Here is a 15,261-nt window from a genome sequence, read left to right on the forward strand (position 1 = left end):
ACATGGTCTCGGGGAACGGCACAATCGTGTCCATCAAGGGCGATCCGTCAGTGAGGTCATTCAACTCTGATCCATGGGCGTTGAAGAAAACTATGTCCATGAGATGCCACGATTGTCCTACGCGTTCGGTTGGGAGCTACTGAAGAGCAGATTCAAGCACTCCAACCTGCCTTCTTTACAGCCTACCTTGCACTCAATACCGACAAGATAACCGATGATCGAGCGACCGTTTCCCGAAGGTTAACACCTGCCCGGTGGGCGTACTCTGCTGATATCTTGGAGCAGAAAACCTTGTTCAGGCAGTTGAAGCAGCAATTCCAACAGACTCACGAACCCGCGGGCGGCAGAGAAGTGATCTAGGCAATCAAATTACTCTTGACGCTTACTTTGTCGATTCCAATGAACAACAAATGAACGGAACGACGGGAGCTTTGCTCGCGCTTTGACCCGAAACACCCAGCTTCCAGATACCATCCGTGGTACTCCGCTGCCGTTTGACTCAACAAGTTTAGGTCAATTTGAGATCGTTCCGATCGCAGTGCCCGCCGCACGACATTGCGGAGAATATCGTCCAACAGCCCTAAATATCCGCGTGTCGATACGCCCAAAATCTTCTGCATTGGCGCACTGGTCCAATATACTTTGAGTTCGCAAAGTTGTATTTCTAACGTTATTTTAAGTGTCCTTTAGGATTAGATTGAGAAATAAAAATTTCATTTTGCTTTCACTTCTTCTGGCACTATAGTTTTTCGATCGCTAAATCTCGATCTCGCACTCTATATCAACCACGATCGCTAACTGACTTCCTGACCCGCCGCTCGAATTCTTTGACTCATCGCTTTGGGTTCTGCTTACGCTAAGATTTCGGTTCCCAGTCCTTAAGCATGAGCACGAGTCAGAAAAATCTCTTTGCTGGGCTGAAGTTGGTAAACCCAAACATCACGTTGGCTAAGGAGTGTCTAAAACAGTGACATCAACGAGCGGAGTGACGTTAAATCCTTGATTGAGGAGACGAGTTTGAATGGCTTGAGTTAGACGATCGCGAATCTGTTGGGAAGGAACAGAGCTTCCAGCTTGGCGTTGAACATAGACCTGAGCGAGCAGTGTACTTTGATCTGCGATATCTGCACGGGTAAAACGAACATTCGCTTCGACCAATCTCGCGAGTCCAACTTGTTCGACTGCTTTTTGAACTTCCGCATTCGCACGTTGAGCGCGACTAGAACGCTCTAACCGAGGAGAGTTAGAAAACTGCCACGTCAGCAGCGCAGCTAACGAGAGAGCGGACACGCCCAAAGCAGTCGGAAATACCTGCTTTTTCCCTCGTGAATAGCGGCTTCCCTGCGTGGTCAGTCCATAGAGTCGAAAAATCGATGAAGCAGATAGATGAATCCCAAAGAGTTGCAGAAAGAGTAGAAACAGTCCAGAGACTGCCATATCCCATCGCCCGATCGCACTCGCCATACCAATAATGCCAGCGGGCAGAGCAAGCGAGGCAGCAACCAACATCCCAGCCGCCGCGCCAGAGACCAAACTACTGCGCTCCGACTGAACTAGATTCAATGCGCCAGCCGCGCCAGCCGCTAACGGCAACAAAACTGCGACGGCTGAAACTTGGCTACTGTCTAGCATTAAGCTTGTCGCACTTTGCTGCTGAAGCAACAAACTCAGTAGGAATGTGATCGCGATCGTCACGAGCAAAGCTGAAAAATAGCGTGAAACGCTCCGCCCTAACAGTTGTAAATCTCCGCGTGCCGTTGCGATTGCCGTATTCATCGCAGGTCCTGCAAAGGGAGCAATCAGCATTGCAGCTACCAGTAAATAGCTTGTGTTCGGGTATAACCCAATCCAGACGATAACTCCGGCAACTGCGGCATAAGCGAGAAAGCTGCGCCATGATCCCACACTTTGCAACCCAGATAAAAAGATCTCGATCGGGCTGCGAGATGTAACGTTCTTAACTTGTTGCGGAGCCTCAGAAGCCGGGGGACGCAAAGCTATTACCCCCATTGGGAGTAGCGTAATGTGGACATCTGATAATTGTTCTAGCTTGGCGAGCAGATCTTCGACTTTTCGATTGGAGACGTGAGCGATCGTGAGATCGATCGCTTGTTCTGCGTTTTGTGCTTCCGCCATCGAAACATTAACTGCATCACACGACTTTGCGATTTGCAGTACTGATTCACCTTGCCCTTGTGGTACTTGAATGATTAATTGGCGCATCTTCGGAATTGCATCGCTTCTTTTGACTGCTGATTTTATTTAGATTCACGCGAGATAGCGACACTCTAAAGTCAGATGCTATTTGAATGAATTAGAATGCCATCGTCAGATATAGAAGAGACTACTCCTAAGTCTTCCTGAGACAATACCTACCCAAACAGAAGGTTTCTTCGAGCTTTTGAGGGATATTTTTCTGTGAGCCGCAAATGCTAGCATCTGAGAACTGTGGCAGCAAAATTTAAGTGACGTATGCCTTCTAATCCAACCCCTGAACAGCAGCAATCCTTTCGAGAGCGCAGCGAGATTCTTCAACAGTTTGATGACTGGCTGGAAGCACCCATGATTGTTCTAGGATTCGCCTGGTTTGCTCTGCTGATCGTAGAGTTGATTTGGGGGCTAAACCCCTTTTTAGAGAGCATTGGCATCACCATTTGGGTTATTTTTGTTCTCGATTTTACCTTAAAGCTAGTTTTAGCTCCTCGCAAAATTAGCTATCTGCAGCACAACTGGCTCACGGCTTTCTCACTGTTTTTGCCTGCGCTGCGCGCCTTTCGGATTTTTAGAGTCATCCGTTTACTCAGGGGTGTTCGAGCAGTTCGCAGTTTACAACTGCTACAGGTTCTCGCGCGCACGAATCGAGGAATGCGATCGCTCAGTGCCAGTTTTGGTCGGCGTGGGTTTGGCTATGTCGTCGCACTCAGCGCGATCATGACATTGGTGGGAGCGACGGGAATTTACACCTTTGAGCGAGATGTGTCAGACGGCGCGATCGAGAGTTATGGAGCGGCGCTTTGGTGGTCAGCAATGCTGATGACAACAATGGGATCAGACTACTTCCCAAAAACACCAGAAGGGCGAATTCTTTGCCTTTTGCTATCGCTGTATGCATTTGCGGTGTTTGGGTATGTGACAGCAACGCTTTCAACATTCTTTATCGGTCGAGATGCTGACGATGATCAAGGAGAAATTGCCGGAGAGCGATCAATGCGGGCACTTCAAGTAGAAGTTTCAGCCCTACGGTCAGAAATTCAAGCACTGATTCGTCAAAGTCGCGATCAAGAAACCCAGTAGCCTAAGAACCATTTTATGAACCCAACTAAATTAACAATACTCCGGACAAAATTTGAGCAGATTTTAAGGCTCAAACCCTTATTCTGCCGTGGACAAGATCTTTTTTTCCAAGTCAGAGGCAGAGCTAACTTTGAAAAAATAGCTCGATCCTTGAACCATAAACTCTGAAAGCCTTGTGGAACCGTTCAAAAAAATGTCCGGAGTATTGAAATTAAGTAAACTTTGGAATTTGCTGCACTCTAGCTTTTGGTTCATTCCAACGCTGATGGTAATTAGTGCGATCGCGCTTTCATTTGCGGCGATCAATTTTGATCAATCGTCAGACTCCAATATCATCAGGAAGCTTGCATGGACATACTCATTGGGTTCGAGCGGCTCACGGGCGATCTTATCTACAATTGCCGGATCGATGATCACAGTTGCAACCACTGCCTTCTCGATTACGATCGTCGCGCTTCAGCTTGCCTCTTCCCAGTTTGGTCCGCGACTGTTGCGGAACTTCATGCAAGATACAGGCAATCAGGTCGTATTAGGAACATTCATCTCTACATTTGTCTATAGCCTGCTAGTGCTGCGAACGGTTAACGGAATTACAGAAAACCAGTTTGTGCCTCATCTTGCAGTTACAGGGGGGATTGTCCTCGCGATCGCGAGTGTAGGGGTGCTGATTTACTTCATCCACCATGCTGCCTCATCAATTCAGGTCGACCAGGTTATCACTAGAGTGGGTCATGATCTCGCTGATGGCATCGATCGGCTTTTTCCAAAAAAGATTGGACAAGATATCCTCAAACATCAGCACGGTGCGGATGATATTCCAGCCGATTTCGATCGCGACTTTCAGCCCATTCACTCTCAGAAAAGCGGCTATGTTCAAGCGGTCAATGAGCAGCAGTTAATGCAGATCGCAACAGAGAACAATCTTCTACTCTATATTCAACATCGCCCAGGGAAGTTTGTCGTAAAAAATAGTTCGCTTGTGCAGTGTTATCCTGGAGCGCAGGTTAACAAGCAGCTCGCTAAAAAAATTAGCGGCGCATTTGTTTTAGGATTACAGCGCACAGAACAACAGGACGTAGAATTTTCGATTGATCAGCTTGTTGAAATTGCTGCACGCGCCCTTTCGCCCGGAATCAACGACCCATTCACAGCGATTCGATGTATTGATCAACTGACTGCATCGCTTTGCTATCTGTTGCAGAAAGAGATTCCCTCTGCCTATCGCTATGATGATCATAACCACCTCCGGGTGGTTGCTGAACCTGTTACATTTGCACACGTGACCGACGCTGCCTTCAATCAGATTCGGCAGTATGGGAAATCTAGCGCAGCCGTCACGATTCGACTGCTCGAAGCGATCGCCACGATCACTTCTTATACTCAAACCGTCGAGCAGCGAAAAGCACTACGCCGTCACGCCGATATGATTCAACGGGGTAGCCAAGAGGGTCTTTCTGAGGCACTCGATCGACAAGATGTTGACGATCGATATGATCGAGTTCTGACTGCGATCGCACAAACTAATGCAGCAAAAAACTAACCATGCACCGTGATATTTCTTCAGCTTTTTGTCTGGTAAAACAGTCCTGCTATTTTCGGTAAAGCGAGAGTAGTAATTTTCAAAAATCTGATAGGTAGAGCAGCCTTTAGTTGGGCAAAGCTAAACATCGTTCTAGACCAGCACTCAAAAATGAAAATCGAGTGAATTTTTTGACGCTCAAAGGGAGGAAGCTATGAGGAGGTAAAAGCCTTTATAGTAAGCAGCGAGAGCGTAATAGCTCTGCAAATAACGCAACAATTTAGTGGGCGAACTATGACTGCTACCACACAAATTTGGCTTTGGATTGCTTTTATTGGCATGGCACTGGGTTCGGTCGCATTTGGTTTGAAAGCGGCAGGACAGCGGCATCGAGAAGGCATGGAATTCTCAATGGTCAGCTTCTTCATCACGCTGTGGGCTGCCACGATGTATCTGAGCATGATCCTGAGCGAAACAGTACTATTTGACTTCAAAGGGCAACACATTCTATTTTGGGGTCGCTATCTGGATTGGGTGATCACAACTCCATTGCTACTGCTAGATCTAGGAATCATCTCAGGAGTTCGACCGAAGCTAATTCTGGGAGTCATCGGTGCTGATGTCTTCATGATTGTGACTGGGTTTATTGCAACGCTAGAAGGTGCGCCTACAAACTACCTTTGGTATGCGATTAGCTGCGGCGCGTTTCTTGCTATTCTAGGCGCACTGTTTACCGAGTTTTCTGATACGGCGCGGCTAAGAGATGGTAAAGTCAAACAACTCTTTCTAAGGCTCCGAAATATTCTGACCGTGCTGTGGTTTGGTTATCCGATCGTGTGGCTTCTAGGTACAGAAGGACTTCAGACCATCAACGTTGGGTTTGAGACGGCTTGCTATGCAATTCTCGATCTGTGTGCGAAAGTTGGATTCGGTCTTGTTCTAGTCTCAGCAGGTCGAGATGTTTTATCCGAAGCAAGCAGCGGCGAGCGTCGGCAGCAAGTGGCTGAGGCTTATCTAAACGAACCTACTTCTCGCCGTTAAACTCAGAGAGCAAAATGCGGGTGTCGTTTTAGCACGAGAGAGGCAGCCGGATTATGAAGTAACTGCCCTGTCCCAGTTGACTTTGTACTTCAATACTGCCTTGGTGTGATTGAACAATGATCTGCGCGATCGCAAGTCCCAATCCTGATCCTCCAGTTTGACGAGAACGATCTTGTTGCACTCGATAAAAGCGATCGAAGATACGGTACTGCTCTTCAGGTGCAATTCCAATCCCTGTATCCTGTACCTCAACGATCGCATAATTTTCACTTTGGTTCAGAGACACAATTACTCTACCACCCGCAGAGGTTGCTCGAATCGCATTGTCAATTAGGTTGTAGACCAGACGATAAAGCTGATCTTCATTTCCTACAACCTTGACAGGCTCTGGTGTCTGAGCGTTCAGCGATACTTCGGCAGCAACTGCCAAGACTGCAAGTTCCTCAACTAGATCGTTAATCAAATCATTCAGACAACAAGACGTGAGTTGCCTCGCAGTTTCTTGATGTTCCAACCGGGCAAGAAGCAGCAGATCTTTAACTAGCTGAGAGAGTCGAGTGGTCTGACGCTTGAGCGTGTTTAGAGGTGAGCTTTCTTGCACAGAAGCGGACTGGCTCAAGGATGCTTGCAGCAGTGCAGCCTCGATTGTTGCCTGCATCGCCGCGATCGGGGTTCGCAGTTCATGAGCAACATCCGTCGTAACCTGACTCATCTGCTGGTAAGAGCGGTAGATTGGCTGCATGGATAACCCAGACAGCCACCAGCTTGATCCTCCAATCAGCACCAATGCCACTGGAAATCCCAGCATCATCGTCAACCGCAAGGTAGCAAGATGCTGATCTAGGTCGGTCAGCGATCGCCCCACCTGCAAATAGCCCCACGGTTGATTTTGAGTTTGTAGCAGCAGCGAAACTTGCCGAAATTGTTCTCCTGAAGAAGTTCTCCGGGTCAGCCAGCGAGTTTTACCATCGGTTAGCGGCAACTCGCTTAAAGGTAACCCCGCGATCGCAACAGGCGTATCTAACACCTTCGACAAGCGGAGGTAATAGTGAATCGGTGCGGCGGCGGCGGAAATCCGGTGTTTAACCGATGGTGACTGAGGGCTGCATTGGGTTTGAGATTGACAAAGTTCGAGAGAGAGTTGGTGTGCCAGTTGCCGCAGGGGTTCTGATTGCTGCGAGACGGGTACAAGACTGTCATAAATCGCATCAGCAACTGATTCTAACCCTTGATCGATCGTCTCCTGGTATGTCTGTGCAACAACCTGATAGACTCCAAACCCAGACAGGCTCAAAATGCAGCCCATAACTCCTGCATACCAGGCAGCAAGGTTTAGGCGCGTTCGTTGAAATAGACGATTTTGCTTCATAAATTATTAGACCTCCTGCACGAATCCTTCGCCCTCACCCTAGTCCTCTCTCCAAGGAGAGGGAACAAGAGGTTCTAGCTCTCTTCTCCCCAGGGAGAAGGGTTGGGGATGAGGGCTTGCCCCACTGCGTGAGGAGGGCTGTCCAGATTCACGCAGGAGGTCTATTGACTAGCATTGAGGCGATAGCCAACACCATAAATGTTTTCAATTAAAGCATTGATGTTGTCATCTCCTAGCTTACGTCGTAGCAGTCGCACTTGTACTGCCACCACATTGCTAATCGGTTCTTCTCCAAGTTCCCAAAGCTGATTCAAAATTTGGTCACGAGTGAGAATTTGGTTGGGATGCTGCATTAAATACTCCAGCAATTGAAATTCTTTAGCCGTCAAAGCAACACTCTGTTTCTCGCCGTTCGATCGATCGCGAGTGACTGCATGAGTCGCGTAATCTAGCGAGAGCAACCCAATGCGTAGCTGTCGCGGTTGGAAATGGGGTGCTCGACGGTGCAACGCCCGCAGTCGCGCTAACAGTTCGGGCATTTCAAAGGGTTTTATCAGGTAATCATCGGCTCCGCTATCGAGTCCAATAATTTTCTCTTCCATCCTGTCTTTTGCAGTGAGCATCAAAACTGGTAAAGCGCTATTTCTTTCTCTCAGTCGTTTGCAGAGTTCAATCCCAGAAAGACCTGGTAGCATCCAATCGATGACAGCAAGCGAATACTGCGTCCAGTGATCTTCGAGATGGCTCCACGCCTGACTTCCATCCAAAAACCAATCTACGATGTAAGCCTGATGGTTTAGGACTTGTTTAATCGCGACTCCTAAATCTGGTTCGTCTTCGATCAATATCAATCGCATAGTTGCCAAAACAGTTGAGTTTGTTCGAGGTAATAACTGTGGCTATGACTGTGGCTATGACTCTAATCTACTTTAATTCTAAGATTATCCGCTTAACTTACTCAGTATGAAAGCAGCTAGGAAGCTGCAAACCCTAATGAGTCTAACAAAGCCATGCGCTCGCTCAAACGCCTCAGGGATTTTCGTGTCGGAGATCGTCGCCTTTTTAATATCACAAGCTAAGACTCACTTAAAGACAGAGCAAAATTTCACTACAGTTTCACTTTTAAGACATTACCGGAGTAACAGGCTGCATGAGAGAAACGATCGCGTCAGAAGATGCAGATTTATGCAGCAGTCCCACAATGCGATCGCTAGGTTGCCATACTTTTTTTGCAAGCATAATTCGTAGGTTCTGGTCTCGCTCGATTAACAGCGGCAGAAACTCACCTGATCCGATTAACATTTGCAATTCGGTTTGTTGTGCTGTGTAGGTCTGCGATCGCAAAACAATTTCGATGACTTGTGCCTGATCTTGATTGAGGTACTGATTCCACAGCTCCAGATCAATCTGGGGCGCAAAAGCAATCTGGATATTGGGCGCAATCACACTAAGATCTGTTCCACTGTCGAGTGGCGATTGAGACAAAATTGCAATCAAATCAGGGCGAAACAGTTCTGAAGCACGCTGCGCTAAAATTCCATTCAGTTCTGGATTATTTGACAGCCCTAAAAAGGTGCTAGACGAGGAAATCCCTTCTGCTTCCAACTCCTCTAAATTTAGGTAACTGCTAATCACAGGAGATTCTTTGAACTGAGACGAGTCTGCTTCGCTAGCATTCAAGTCAATCACCGCGATCGCTTCTCCTCTCTCTTGTAGTAACCGAGTCAGCAGTTTTGCTAAGGGATGGTCGCCCACAATCACGGTTCTCACCTGATTTGCACGCAGCCCAAGCCAATTTGCAACCCAGCTCGCTGTCAGTCCCTGAACAAACACGGTCATCAAAATCGTGAGAAACACCAGCGCTTTGAGGGCATCGCCACCACTCATCCCCTGCTTGCTCAGAGAAATTGCAAACAACGATGCCATTGAAGCCGCGACAATACCACGAGGAGCCACCCAGGATAAAAAGAATTGCTGTTGCCAGCTAAAGCCCCGATTCCAGGTGGAGACTAGAATATTGATCGGACGGACAACCAGCATCAGTGCTAGGACTGCTAAAACACTGTTCCAGCCCAACGCAACAATACTCGCGATCGACAGGTCAGCCGCTAAGAGAATAAATAAAACAGAGTTTGCAAGAATTCCCAACTGTTCATTAAACTGTCGCAGCAGCCGTTCTTCTGGAATACAGGCTGCTCGTAAAACCATTCCCATCACCACCGCGACCATGAGTCCCGACTCACTTCGGAGTGCTTGCGCCAAACTGAACGACCCCCACACGGTTGCTAACACGACTAAATTCTTCAATTCTTGGGGCAAAAATTGAGATTGCTTGAGCAGTAGGCTCAGTAACCCACCTGCGCCTAACCCAACCGTCAGACCGACTCCTAGTCTTAGAGCCAGTCCTTTTAGCACCAGCAGCGGGACGGTTGTACCGATTAAAACCAGCGGCACTTCGCGACTACTCAAAATAATGTTGAGGGTGATCACAGCCACGATCGCGCCAATCGGATCGATCAAAATACCCTCGCCCTCTAGAAGGGTTGCCACTCGTCGCTCAACTCCAACAAGTTTCAGTAAGGGAGTCACAACGGTTGGACCGGTGACTATCACCAATGAGGCATAGAGAAATGCGATCGTCCAGGGGAACTGACTTAACGTGTGAGCCGAGATCGCGCCCCCTAACAGCGTAATCACTGCCCCGATGGTAACCAGGTTGCGAAGACTCACCGAAACGCTGTTCAGCTCACGAATCTGCAAACTCAGCCCTCCCTCAAATAGAATGAGCGCGATCGAGAGAGACACAATAACTTCTAAACCGCTACCTAGAAGCGATGGTTCAAGCAACCCTAAGCCACTGGAGCCTAGAAGGATACCAAACAGCAGCAGAAAAATGATGCCGGGGATTTGAAGAAATTTGCCTAAAACCTGAGCCGCGATGCCAGCTAATACAGTCGTGCTAATCAGAGACGTAATGAGTAGAGAATCTTCCATCAAAATTTAGTCGTTCACAGTGAGGAGTAAGCTATACTGAGCATTTTAACCTTACCGTTGTGCGAGATCATCCCAATTTAGGCAGTTCAGGTCGCACGACAACCGTGAGTTGCTGGGGCGCACGTAGTCTACTGTGTAGTAAACCGTCGTGAATAGTACAGCTAATGCAGTTGCATAAATGAAGCGTTGCATCTTTGTTCTCCCATCAAACAGAGAGACATCTGCGTTCCCTACTGTTTAGCATGGCACCTCAAGGTGAAACTGGGGCGAAATAATCAACTATCAGATGATAGCGATCGCACGACTCAGAAATTCGACAAGCTACAGTACGTTTACTCAGATCTTGCACCAGTCCATTCGCTGCGGTTCTGTCCCGCCCGTGAATGCCAGAAACGAGAGAGTTTTAGTTCAGGTGCAAGATTTCAGTTTAACTAGAAATCAGCCGAGATCGTCTTGCTGCCGCGATCGAGCTGCCTCACATCTTATATTTCCAGGCTGCCAGAATTTCGTTTCAAGCTGCCAAGAGCAGGTTTTGAGAGTAGGATTTTAAAAAGTGTTTTAGGCTGTGATTCAGCGATTTTGTGTCTATTTGTTCTCAAGGTCTTTGATTAGCATCTTCATCTCATCAATCTCTCTGACTTGCGCTGCAATGATTTCTTGAGCAAGTTTCTTGACTCGTGGGTCTGAGAGATTCGCCCGCTCACTCGTCAGGATTGCAATTGAGTGATGTGGAATCATTGCCTTCATCCAGGCAACGTCCCCGATCGTTGCTTGGCTGCGGACGAGCCAAAGCGAGAGAGCGAATATAATGATGCTGCCAACGAAGATACTAATGTTTGTTTTTCGGTTTCTGTACATACTCAGCATAAATCCGAGCATGATGCCAGCCATTGATGCGCCCATCAACAGAGCCATGTAGGCTCTTGTCTCGCTGAAATAGATATGATCTAGGCGATAAGTATTCAGGTACATCAGCACAAACATCACGATCGTAGAGGTCGCGACCATCGCAGCAAATCTTCCATACTTGCCTGTAGACATTTTTTCGCTTCTCATACGTTTTTCCGTAGACATATGCCTCAATACTCCTTGATGATTTTGATCAATAGTTATTAGAACTTGGGTGCTTTTGCGAGTTCGTCTGCATAGACAGCACTCACTGCGGCTAAAAATGCACAGATTTATCGAGCTCACAGCAAGAGATTGTCTAACAAGTGTCCTCCCTCTTGCGAAAGAAAGATATTCTTACTTCAAAGTGAAAGCAACTTCATATCAACTATGAACGTGGAAATTCCACAAAGGAAAGCTGTCAGCGACAGGATGGAATCAACCTGAAATCGCAGTATGTCTTAAGTGTGATTTTTGTTGAATTGTTCTGAACTAAACAGATCCTCAGTAGTCTATAGAATCTGTTGACTAACCAGGTGAGACTTCATGGAACCCAGAACGAAATTGGGAGTCAGTCGTTCTTTGGCTTTATTCAGAGATAAGCTAGGAAGAGAACTTCGCTTTTATGGGATTTGATGCTCTCACTAGAAGCGTGATTCCTGCTGTTTCTGTCTCCAAATTGCGATGTTTGAGAAGATTTTGATCTGCACAGATTTTGCCGATGGCTTGCATCGCCTTGCCTGTTTTGTCGCCAGTCTATCTGCTGGAGGCATCAGGCAAATTGTTTTTCTTCATGTTGTGCCACTGTCAGAAGTCGGAATTATTCCCAAAGTTGATAGCGATCGCATCGAAAAAGCTGAAGCTCGACTCAAAAAAGCAGTCGGCGAACCCCCTTCCGAAATTGAGGTCAAGATCGAAGTACGATCGGGGCGACCCGTTGAAACCATTCGTAGCGTTGCTCGAAGCTATCAGTCTGAGTTAATCATGCTGGGGTCACAGGCGCACAGTTTGCTAACCGAAAAGCTAACTAGCAGCATCGCGGCTGATCTCTCGCACCAAACGACCATTCCGCTTCTCGTTCTTCGCCCTCAATTAATCGCTGCCCTTACTGGCGAAGAATTAGCCCTCCGTTGTCAACATCTGTTGCGCTATTTGCTGGTTCCTTACGATGGAAGCGAAACGTCTAATTCTCTGATCCAGCAAGTCAAACAGTTGGCTGAAAAACAGCCGAGTCGGTTTCTGGAGTGCTGTAGGCTGTGCTGGATTATTGATGGTCTACCGACTCAACCAGAGCGCGAAACGTTATCTCATGTGAAAGCCGATTTAGAAGCAGTAGATTTGCGGGTCGAGGCGGAATTTCATCGAGGAGCGGCGCTAACTGAGATTTTAGAGTTGGCTCAAATGGACGGGATTAGCGCGATCGCGATCGCGTCAGGCACGATCGGCACATTCCAAGAATGGTTTGTTTCCAGTACTGCGGCGGATCTGCTGCGCCAAAGCTGGTGTCCGGTGCTTTTCTTCCCCAGCAAACGTTGAACAGCCAAGATTTCGGCTGCTTCATTCCAGATTAGTGAGCCTCACATCAAACACAGGTGTTTCCACAATCTGAACGGTCGTTGACGCAAAGGCGACGCGCCCATCTGTGGCGAGAAATTCATCCAGGATGCGAGTGAACAGTTGATCTTTTTTGATGCGTCGCACTTTGTAATCCACTACATAGCGCAGCGTAAATTCTATCCAGTTATCGTTGGTGATCAGCGTGACGATCGGTTCAATCTTGGCATCTTCAATCAAGTATTTACGCACCAGTTTTTTCCACTCATCCTGAGCTTGAGGAACATATCCTCCAACGACTTCATCTGCGACCTGCTGAAGAATCTGTCTGGCTAACCGATGATCGCTGCCATACTTCACCGGGATCGTAATTTCATCCCAAACAAATGCAAAATCGGCTGAGTAGTTGAAAACAGGTGCTTTAAACACAAAACTGTTTGCGATCCGCACAATCCGCCCGTTGTATTGATCTGCCTTGACCCATGCACCAATTTCCATCACCGTCGTTCGCAAAATGCTGATGTCAATCACATCGCCCATAATGCCACCTAGCTGCACTCGATCGCCCGGTTTGTAAAACTGTCCCGATGAGATGGCGATCCATCCAGCAAAGCTGGCAATCACCTCTTGCAGTGCAAACGCAATACCCGCACCTACAACCCCAAACACAACCGTAAGTTGTCCTAGTCGATCGTTGAAGACAATGGTGATGAACAGCGCAGTCACCAGATAGCCCACCAAGGTGATCATTTTGCGAAACCGATAGCGAATATCCGGATCGGGAATGAACTGCGAGAGGGCGCGGCGTGAGAAATGAACCACGAGATTGATCGCGAAGATGCCAACGATCGCAATAATGAACTTCACAACTGTTGGATCGGATAACCACTGCTGAGTCGGTGCTGTAATACTGTCCATTAAGATGCTCAAAAAGATGGGTGTTTATTTTGTTTCAAGTTCCCGAACTGTTGGAAGGCGTTTGCTGATTAGGTTGAGTGGACTGTCCATTGGATGAATCTTTCGGATCGCTCAGAGATGTAATTTTAAATCCAGGAGCGGTGTAACCACTGGGTAGATAGTTCTCTGGAATTGTGTTTTGGTTACCATCCCGGACTGCGCGGTAGTGAGGTGACAGAATCTCAATTCCGACTTCGTTGCATTGATCTTGAATATTTTGATGCAGTTCTGAATAGATTTTTGCCATGATTGCAGGCTGGTTAGTGTAAGCATTTAGCTCATAGCTAACATAGAAATCATCCAAGCTGGTTTGCAGAATAAAGGGAGCCGGATTTTGTAAGATGTGCTGAGTCGCATAAGCGGCTGCAATCAAGGTTTCGTGAACTTTACGCCAGGGCACGTCATAGCCCAATGTCACCGTTGTGTGCAAAATCAGCGGGGTTTCGGTTGCTGCTAAAGCACTGTAGTTGATCACCTGGCTGTTGAGTACGGTTGAATTGGGAATGGTGATCACAACATTCTTGATCGTCCGCAACTGTGTTACTAACAAAGTCTTTTCGAGCACATCCCCGATCGCCTCTCCCACTTTGATGCGATCGCCTTGCTTAAAAGCGCGGGTATAGATCAAGATTACACCTGCAACCATGTTGGCGATCGCAGAAGATGATCCGAGCGAAATCAACAAACCTAAAAACAGAGAAACGCCCTGAAATGCGGGGGATTTTGCGCATGGAAGGTAAGGAAATGCGACGACGGCAGCGAGTGCAATAATCAAAACGGTCATGAGTCGATGCGTCGGCTCTGCCCATTCTGGATAAAACCAGGGAAACGCCTGATCTCGACCTAACTGAACAAACAGCAGCTTTGTAAAGCGAAGAATGTAGTAAGTTACAACGGCAATGAATACAACAATTACCAGATTGGGCAAGTAGCTTAAAAAGCCTTCCCAAAAGCTGACTATAGTGGCTAACAGATTGGCAACGATCGCCGATCCGAGTCGCTTTGTCCAAGGAAAGAAACTCAAGATCAGCGTGAAGTAGAGTCCCAAGATTGCCAGTCCAATAGCCAACCGAACCCACTTCACAATCTGAGTCAACAATATAGCGACCTGAGAAGCTGAGAGCTGAAGTGGACCCCCAAGACTAGACAGTTTTCAGGGGATGAATAAGCTAGGGATTCAGATTCTCAGATCCATTCAGTTTCGTGTTCAAGATCTCAATTGCTTTATCACTCACTTCGTTTCTTTAGATTATCACAATACACTTGATTTGGTGTCTGATAATCTAATCCTTGATGTGGACGAACTTGATTGTACCAACGAAACCACTGTTTGACCTCTTGCGTTAAATGTTGACCATCCTCGAACGCTTTGAGATAAATCAACTCATACTTTAGACTCCTCCACAATCGTTCGATAAAGATGTTGTCGTGGCAGCGCCCTCGACCATCCATACTAATCTGAACTCCAGAGGCTTTCAGACAGTCTGTAAAGGCGTTCGCTGTAAACTGTGCCCCTTGATCCGTGTTAAAGATCACAGGTGGGGTGTAGTTGGATAAGGCTTCTTCCAACGCCTCCACGCAAAAGTGAACTTCTAGAGTGTTGGAGATCCGCCAGGACAAGACGTGACGACTATACCAATCCATC

At 47.4% G+C, this 15,261-nt stretch carries 13 protein-coding genes; 4 read left to right on the forward strand and 9 right to left on the reverse strand.

Annotated features, from left to right (window positions below; all coding sequences use genetic code 11):
• Positions 1 to 356 precede the first annotated feature (356 nt).
• Both A8707_RS23760 and A8707_RS23765 read right to left on the reverse strand, forming a co-directional pair.
• Positions 357 to 620 carry a hypothetical protein gene (locus A8707_RS23760; protein ID WP_068819659.1) on the reverse strand — a complete coding sequence of 88 codons (264 nt, stop codon included), beginning with the start codon at positions 618 to 620 and terminating at the stop codon, positions 357 to 359.
• 328 nt (positions 621 to 948) lie between these two features.
• Complete coding sequence (locus A8707_RS23765; RefSeq protein WP_231948425.1) at positions 949 to 2,136, reverse strand: DUF389 domain-containing protein; 1,188 nt, start codon at positions 2,134 to 2,136, stop codon at positions 949 to 951.
• A 336-nt stretch (positions 2,137 to 2,472) separates the two neighbouring features.
• On the opposite strand from A8707_RS23765, the gene A8707_RS23770 reads away from it, so the two are divergent.
• The 3 genes from A8707_RS23770 (at position 2,473) to A8707_RS23780 (ending at position 5,854) form a co-directional block, all read left to right on the forward strand.
• Positions 2,473 to 3,294 carry a potassium channel family protein gene (locus A8707_RS23770; RefSeq protein ID WP_068819661.1) on the forward strand — a complete coding sequence of 274 codons (822 nt, stop codon included), beginning with the start codon at positions 2,473 to 2,475 and terminating at the stop codon, positions 3,292 to 3,294.
• A gap of 205 nt (positions 3,295 to 3,499) precedes the next feature.
• Positions 3,500 to 4,834: a DUF2254 domain-containing protein gene (locus A8707_RS23775; RefSeq protein ID WP_231948427.1), complete on the forward strand. Its 1,335-nt coding sequence runs from the start codon at positions 3,500 to 3,502 to the stop codon at positions 4,832 to 4,834.
• A gap of 273 nt (positions 4,835 to 5,107) precedes the next feature.
• On the forward strand, positions 5,108 to 5,854 hold the full coding sequence (locus tag A8707_RS23780; protein WP_074382570.1) for a bacteriorhodopsin: 747 nt from the start codon (positions 5,108 to 5,110) through the stop codon (positions 5,852 to 5,854).
• Positions 5,855 to 5,882: 28 nt separating this feature from the next.
• Here A8707_RS23780 and rppB read toward each other — a convergent pair whose 3' ends face one another.
• The 4 genes from rppB to A8707_RS23800 all read right to left on the reverse strand — a co-directional run bounded on the left by rppB (position 5,883) and on the right by A8707_RS23800 (position 11,273).
• Positions 5,883 to 7,223 (reverse strand): two-component system sensor histidine kinase RppB, encoded by a 1,341-nt coding sequence (gene rppB / locus A8707_RS23785; RefSeq protein WP_068819663.1) that lies wholly within the window; start codon positions 7,221 to 7,223, stop codon positions 5,883 to 5,885.
• 161 nt (positions 7,224 to 7,384) lie between these two features.
• Positions 7,385 to 8,080: a two-component system response regulator RppA gene (gene rppA / locus A8707_RS23790; RefSeq protein ID WP_068819664.1), complete on the reverse strand. Its 696-nt coding sequence runs from the start codon at positions 8,078 to 8,080 to the stop codon at positions 7,385 to 7,387.
• A 265-nt stretch (positions 8,081 to 8,345) separates the two neighbouring features.
• A complete protein-coding gene (locus A8707_RS23795) occupies positions 8,346 to 10,217 on the reverse strand; it encodes a cation:proton antiporter (RefSeq protein WP_068819665.1) in 1,872 nt (623 codons plus the stop codon).
• Positions 10,218 to 10,802: 585 nt separating this feature from the next.
• Positions 10,803 to 11,273: a DUF305 domain-containing protein gene (locus A8707_RS23800; protein WP_231948429.1), complete on the reverse strand. Its 471-nt coding sequence runs from the start codon at positions 11,271 to 11,273 to the stop codon at positions 10,803 to 10,805.
• A 516-nt stretch (positions 11,274 to 11,789) separates the two neighbouring features.
• On the opposite strand from A8707_RS23800, the gene A8707_RS23805 reads away from it, so the two are divergent.
• Positions 11,790 to 12,641, forward strand: a complete 852-nt coding sequence (locus A8707_RS23805) for a universal stress protein (protein ID WP_068819666.1) — start codon at positions 11,790 to 11,792, stop codon at positions 12,639 to 12,641.
• Positions 12,642 to 12,662: 21 nt separating this feature from the next.
• On the opposite strand, the gene A8707_RS23810 is transcribed toward A8707_RS23805, so the two are convergent.
• The 3 genes from A8707_RS23810 to A8707_RS23820 all read right to left on the reverse strand — a co-directional run.
• Complete coding sequence (locus tag A8707_RS23810) at positions 12,663 to 13,577, reverse strand: mechanosensitive ion channel family protein (RefSeq protein ID WP_068819667.1); 915 nt, start codon at positions 13,575 to 13,577, stop codon at positions 12,663 to 12,665.
• 34 nt (positions 13,578 to 13,611) lie between these two features.
• Positions 13,612 to 14,685 (reverse strand): mechanosensitive ion channel family protein, encoded by a 1,074-nt coding sequence (locus A8707_RS23815; protein ID WP_231948430.1) that lies wholly within the window; start codon positions 14,683 to 14,685, stop codon positions 13,612 to 13,614.
• 158 nt (positions 14,686 to 14,843) lie between these two features.
• A partial coding sequence (locus tag A8707_RS23820; RefSeq protein ID WP_082906472.1) for an integrase core domain-containing protein occupies positions 14,844 to 15,261 on the reverse strand: 418 nt, incomplete at its 5' end.

The sequence above is a fragment of the Phormidesmis priestleyi BC1401 genome, from assembly GCF_001650195.1.
GTDB lineage: Bacteria > Cyanobacteriota > Cyanobacteriia > Leptolyngbyales > Leptolyngbyaceae > Phormidesmis_A > Phormidesmis_A priestleyi_B.

Coding starts and splice junctions, on each gene's coding strand:
- A8707_RS23780 (WP_074382570.1), top strand. CDS start 5,108: ATGACTGCTACCACACAAATTTGGCTTTGGATTGCTTTTATTGGCATG.
- A8707_RS23765 (WP_231948425.1), bottom strand. CDS start 2,136: ATGGCGGAAGCACAAAACGCAGAACAAGCGATCGATCTCACGATCGCT.
- A8707_RS23800 (WP_231948429.1), bottom strand. CDS start 11,273: ATGAGAAGCGAAAAAATGTCTACAGGCAAGTATGGAAGATTTGCTGCG.
- A8707_RS23805 (WP_068819666.1), top strand. CDS start 11,790: ATGTTTGAGAAGATTTTGATCTGCACAGATTTTGCCGATGGCTTGCAT.
- A8707_RS23795 (WP_068819665.1), bottom strand. CDS start 10,217: ATGGAAGATTCTCTACTCATTACGTCTCTGATTAGCACGACTGTATTA.
- A8707_RS23760 (WP_068819659.1), bottom strand. CDS start 620: ATGCAGAAGATTTTGGGCGTATCGACACGCGGATATTTAGGGCTGTTG.
- rppB (WP_068819663.1), bottom strand. CDS start 7,223: ATGAAGCAAAATCGTCTATTTCAACGAACGCGCCTAAACCTTGCTGCC.
- A8707_RS23770 (WP_068819661.1), top strand. CDS start 2,473: ATGCCTTCTAATCCAACCCCTGAACAGCAGCAATCCTTTCGAGAGCGC.
- A8707_RS23810 (WP_068819667.1), bottom strand. CDS start 13,577: ATGGACAGTATTACAGCACCGACTCAGCAGTGGTTATCCGATCCAACA.
- rppA (WP_068819664.1), bottom strand. CDS start 8,080: ATGCGATTGATATTGATCGAAGACGAACCAGATTTAGGAGTCGCGATT.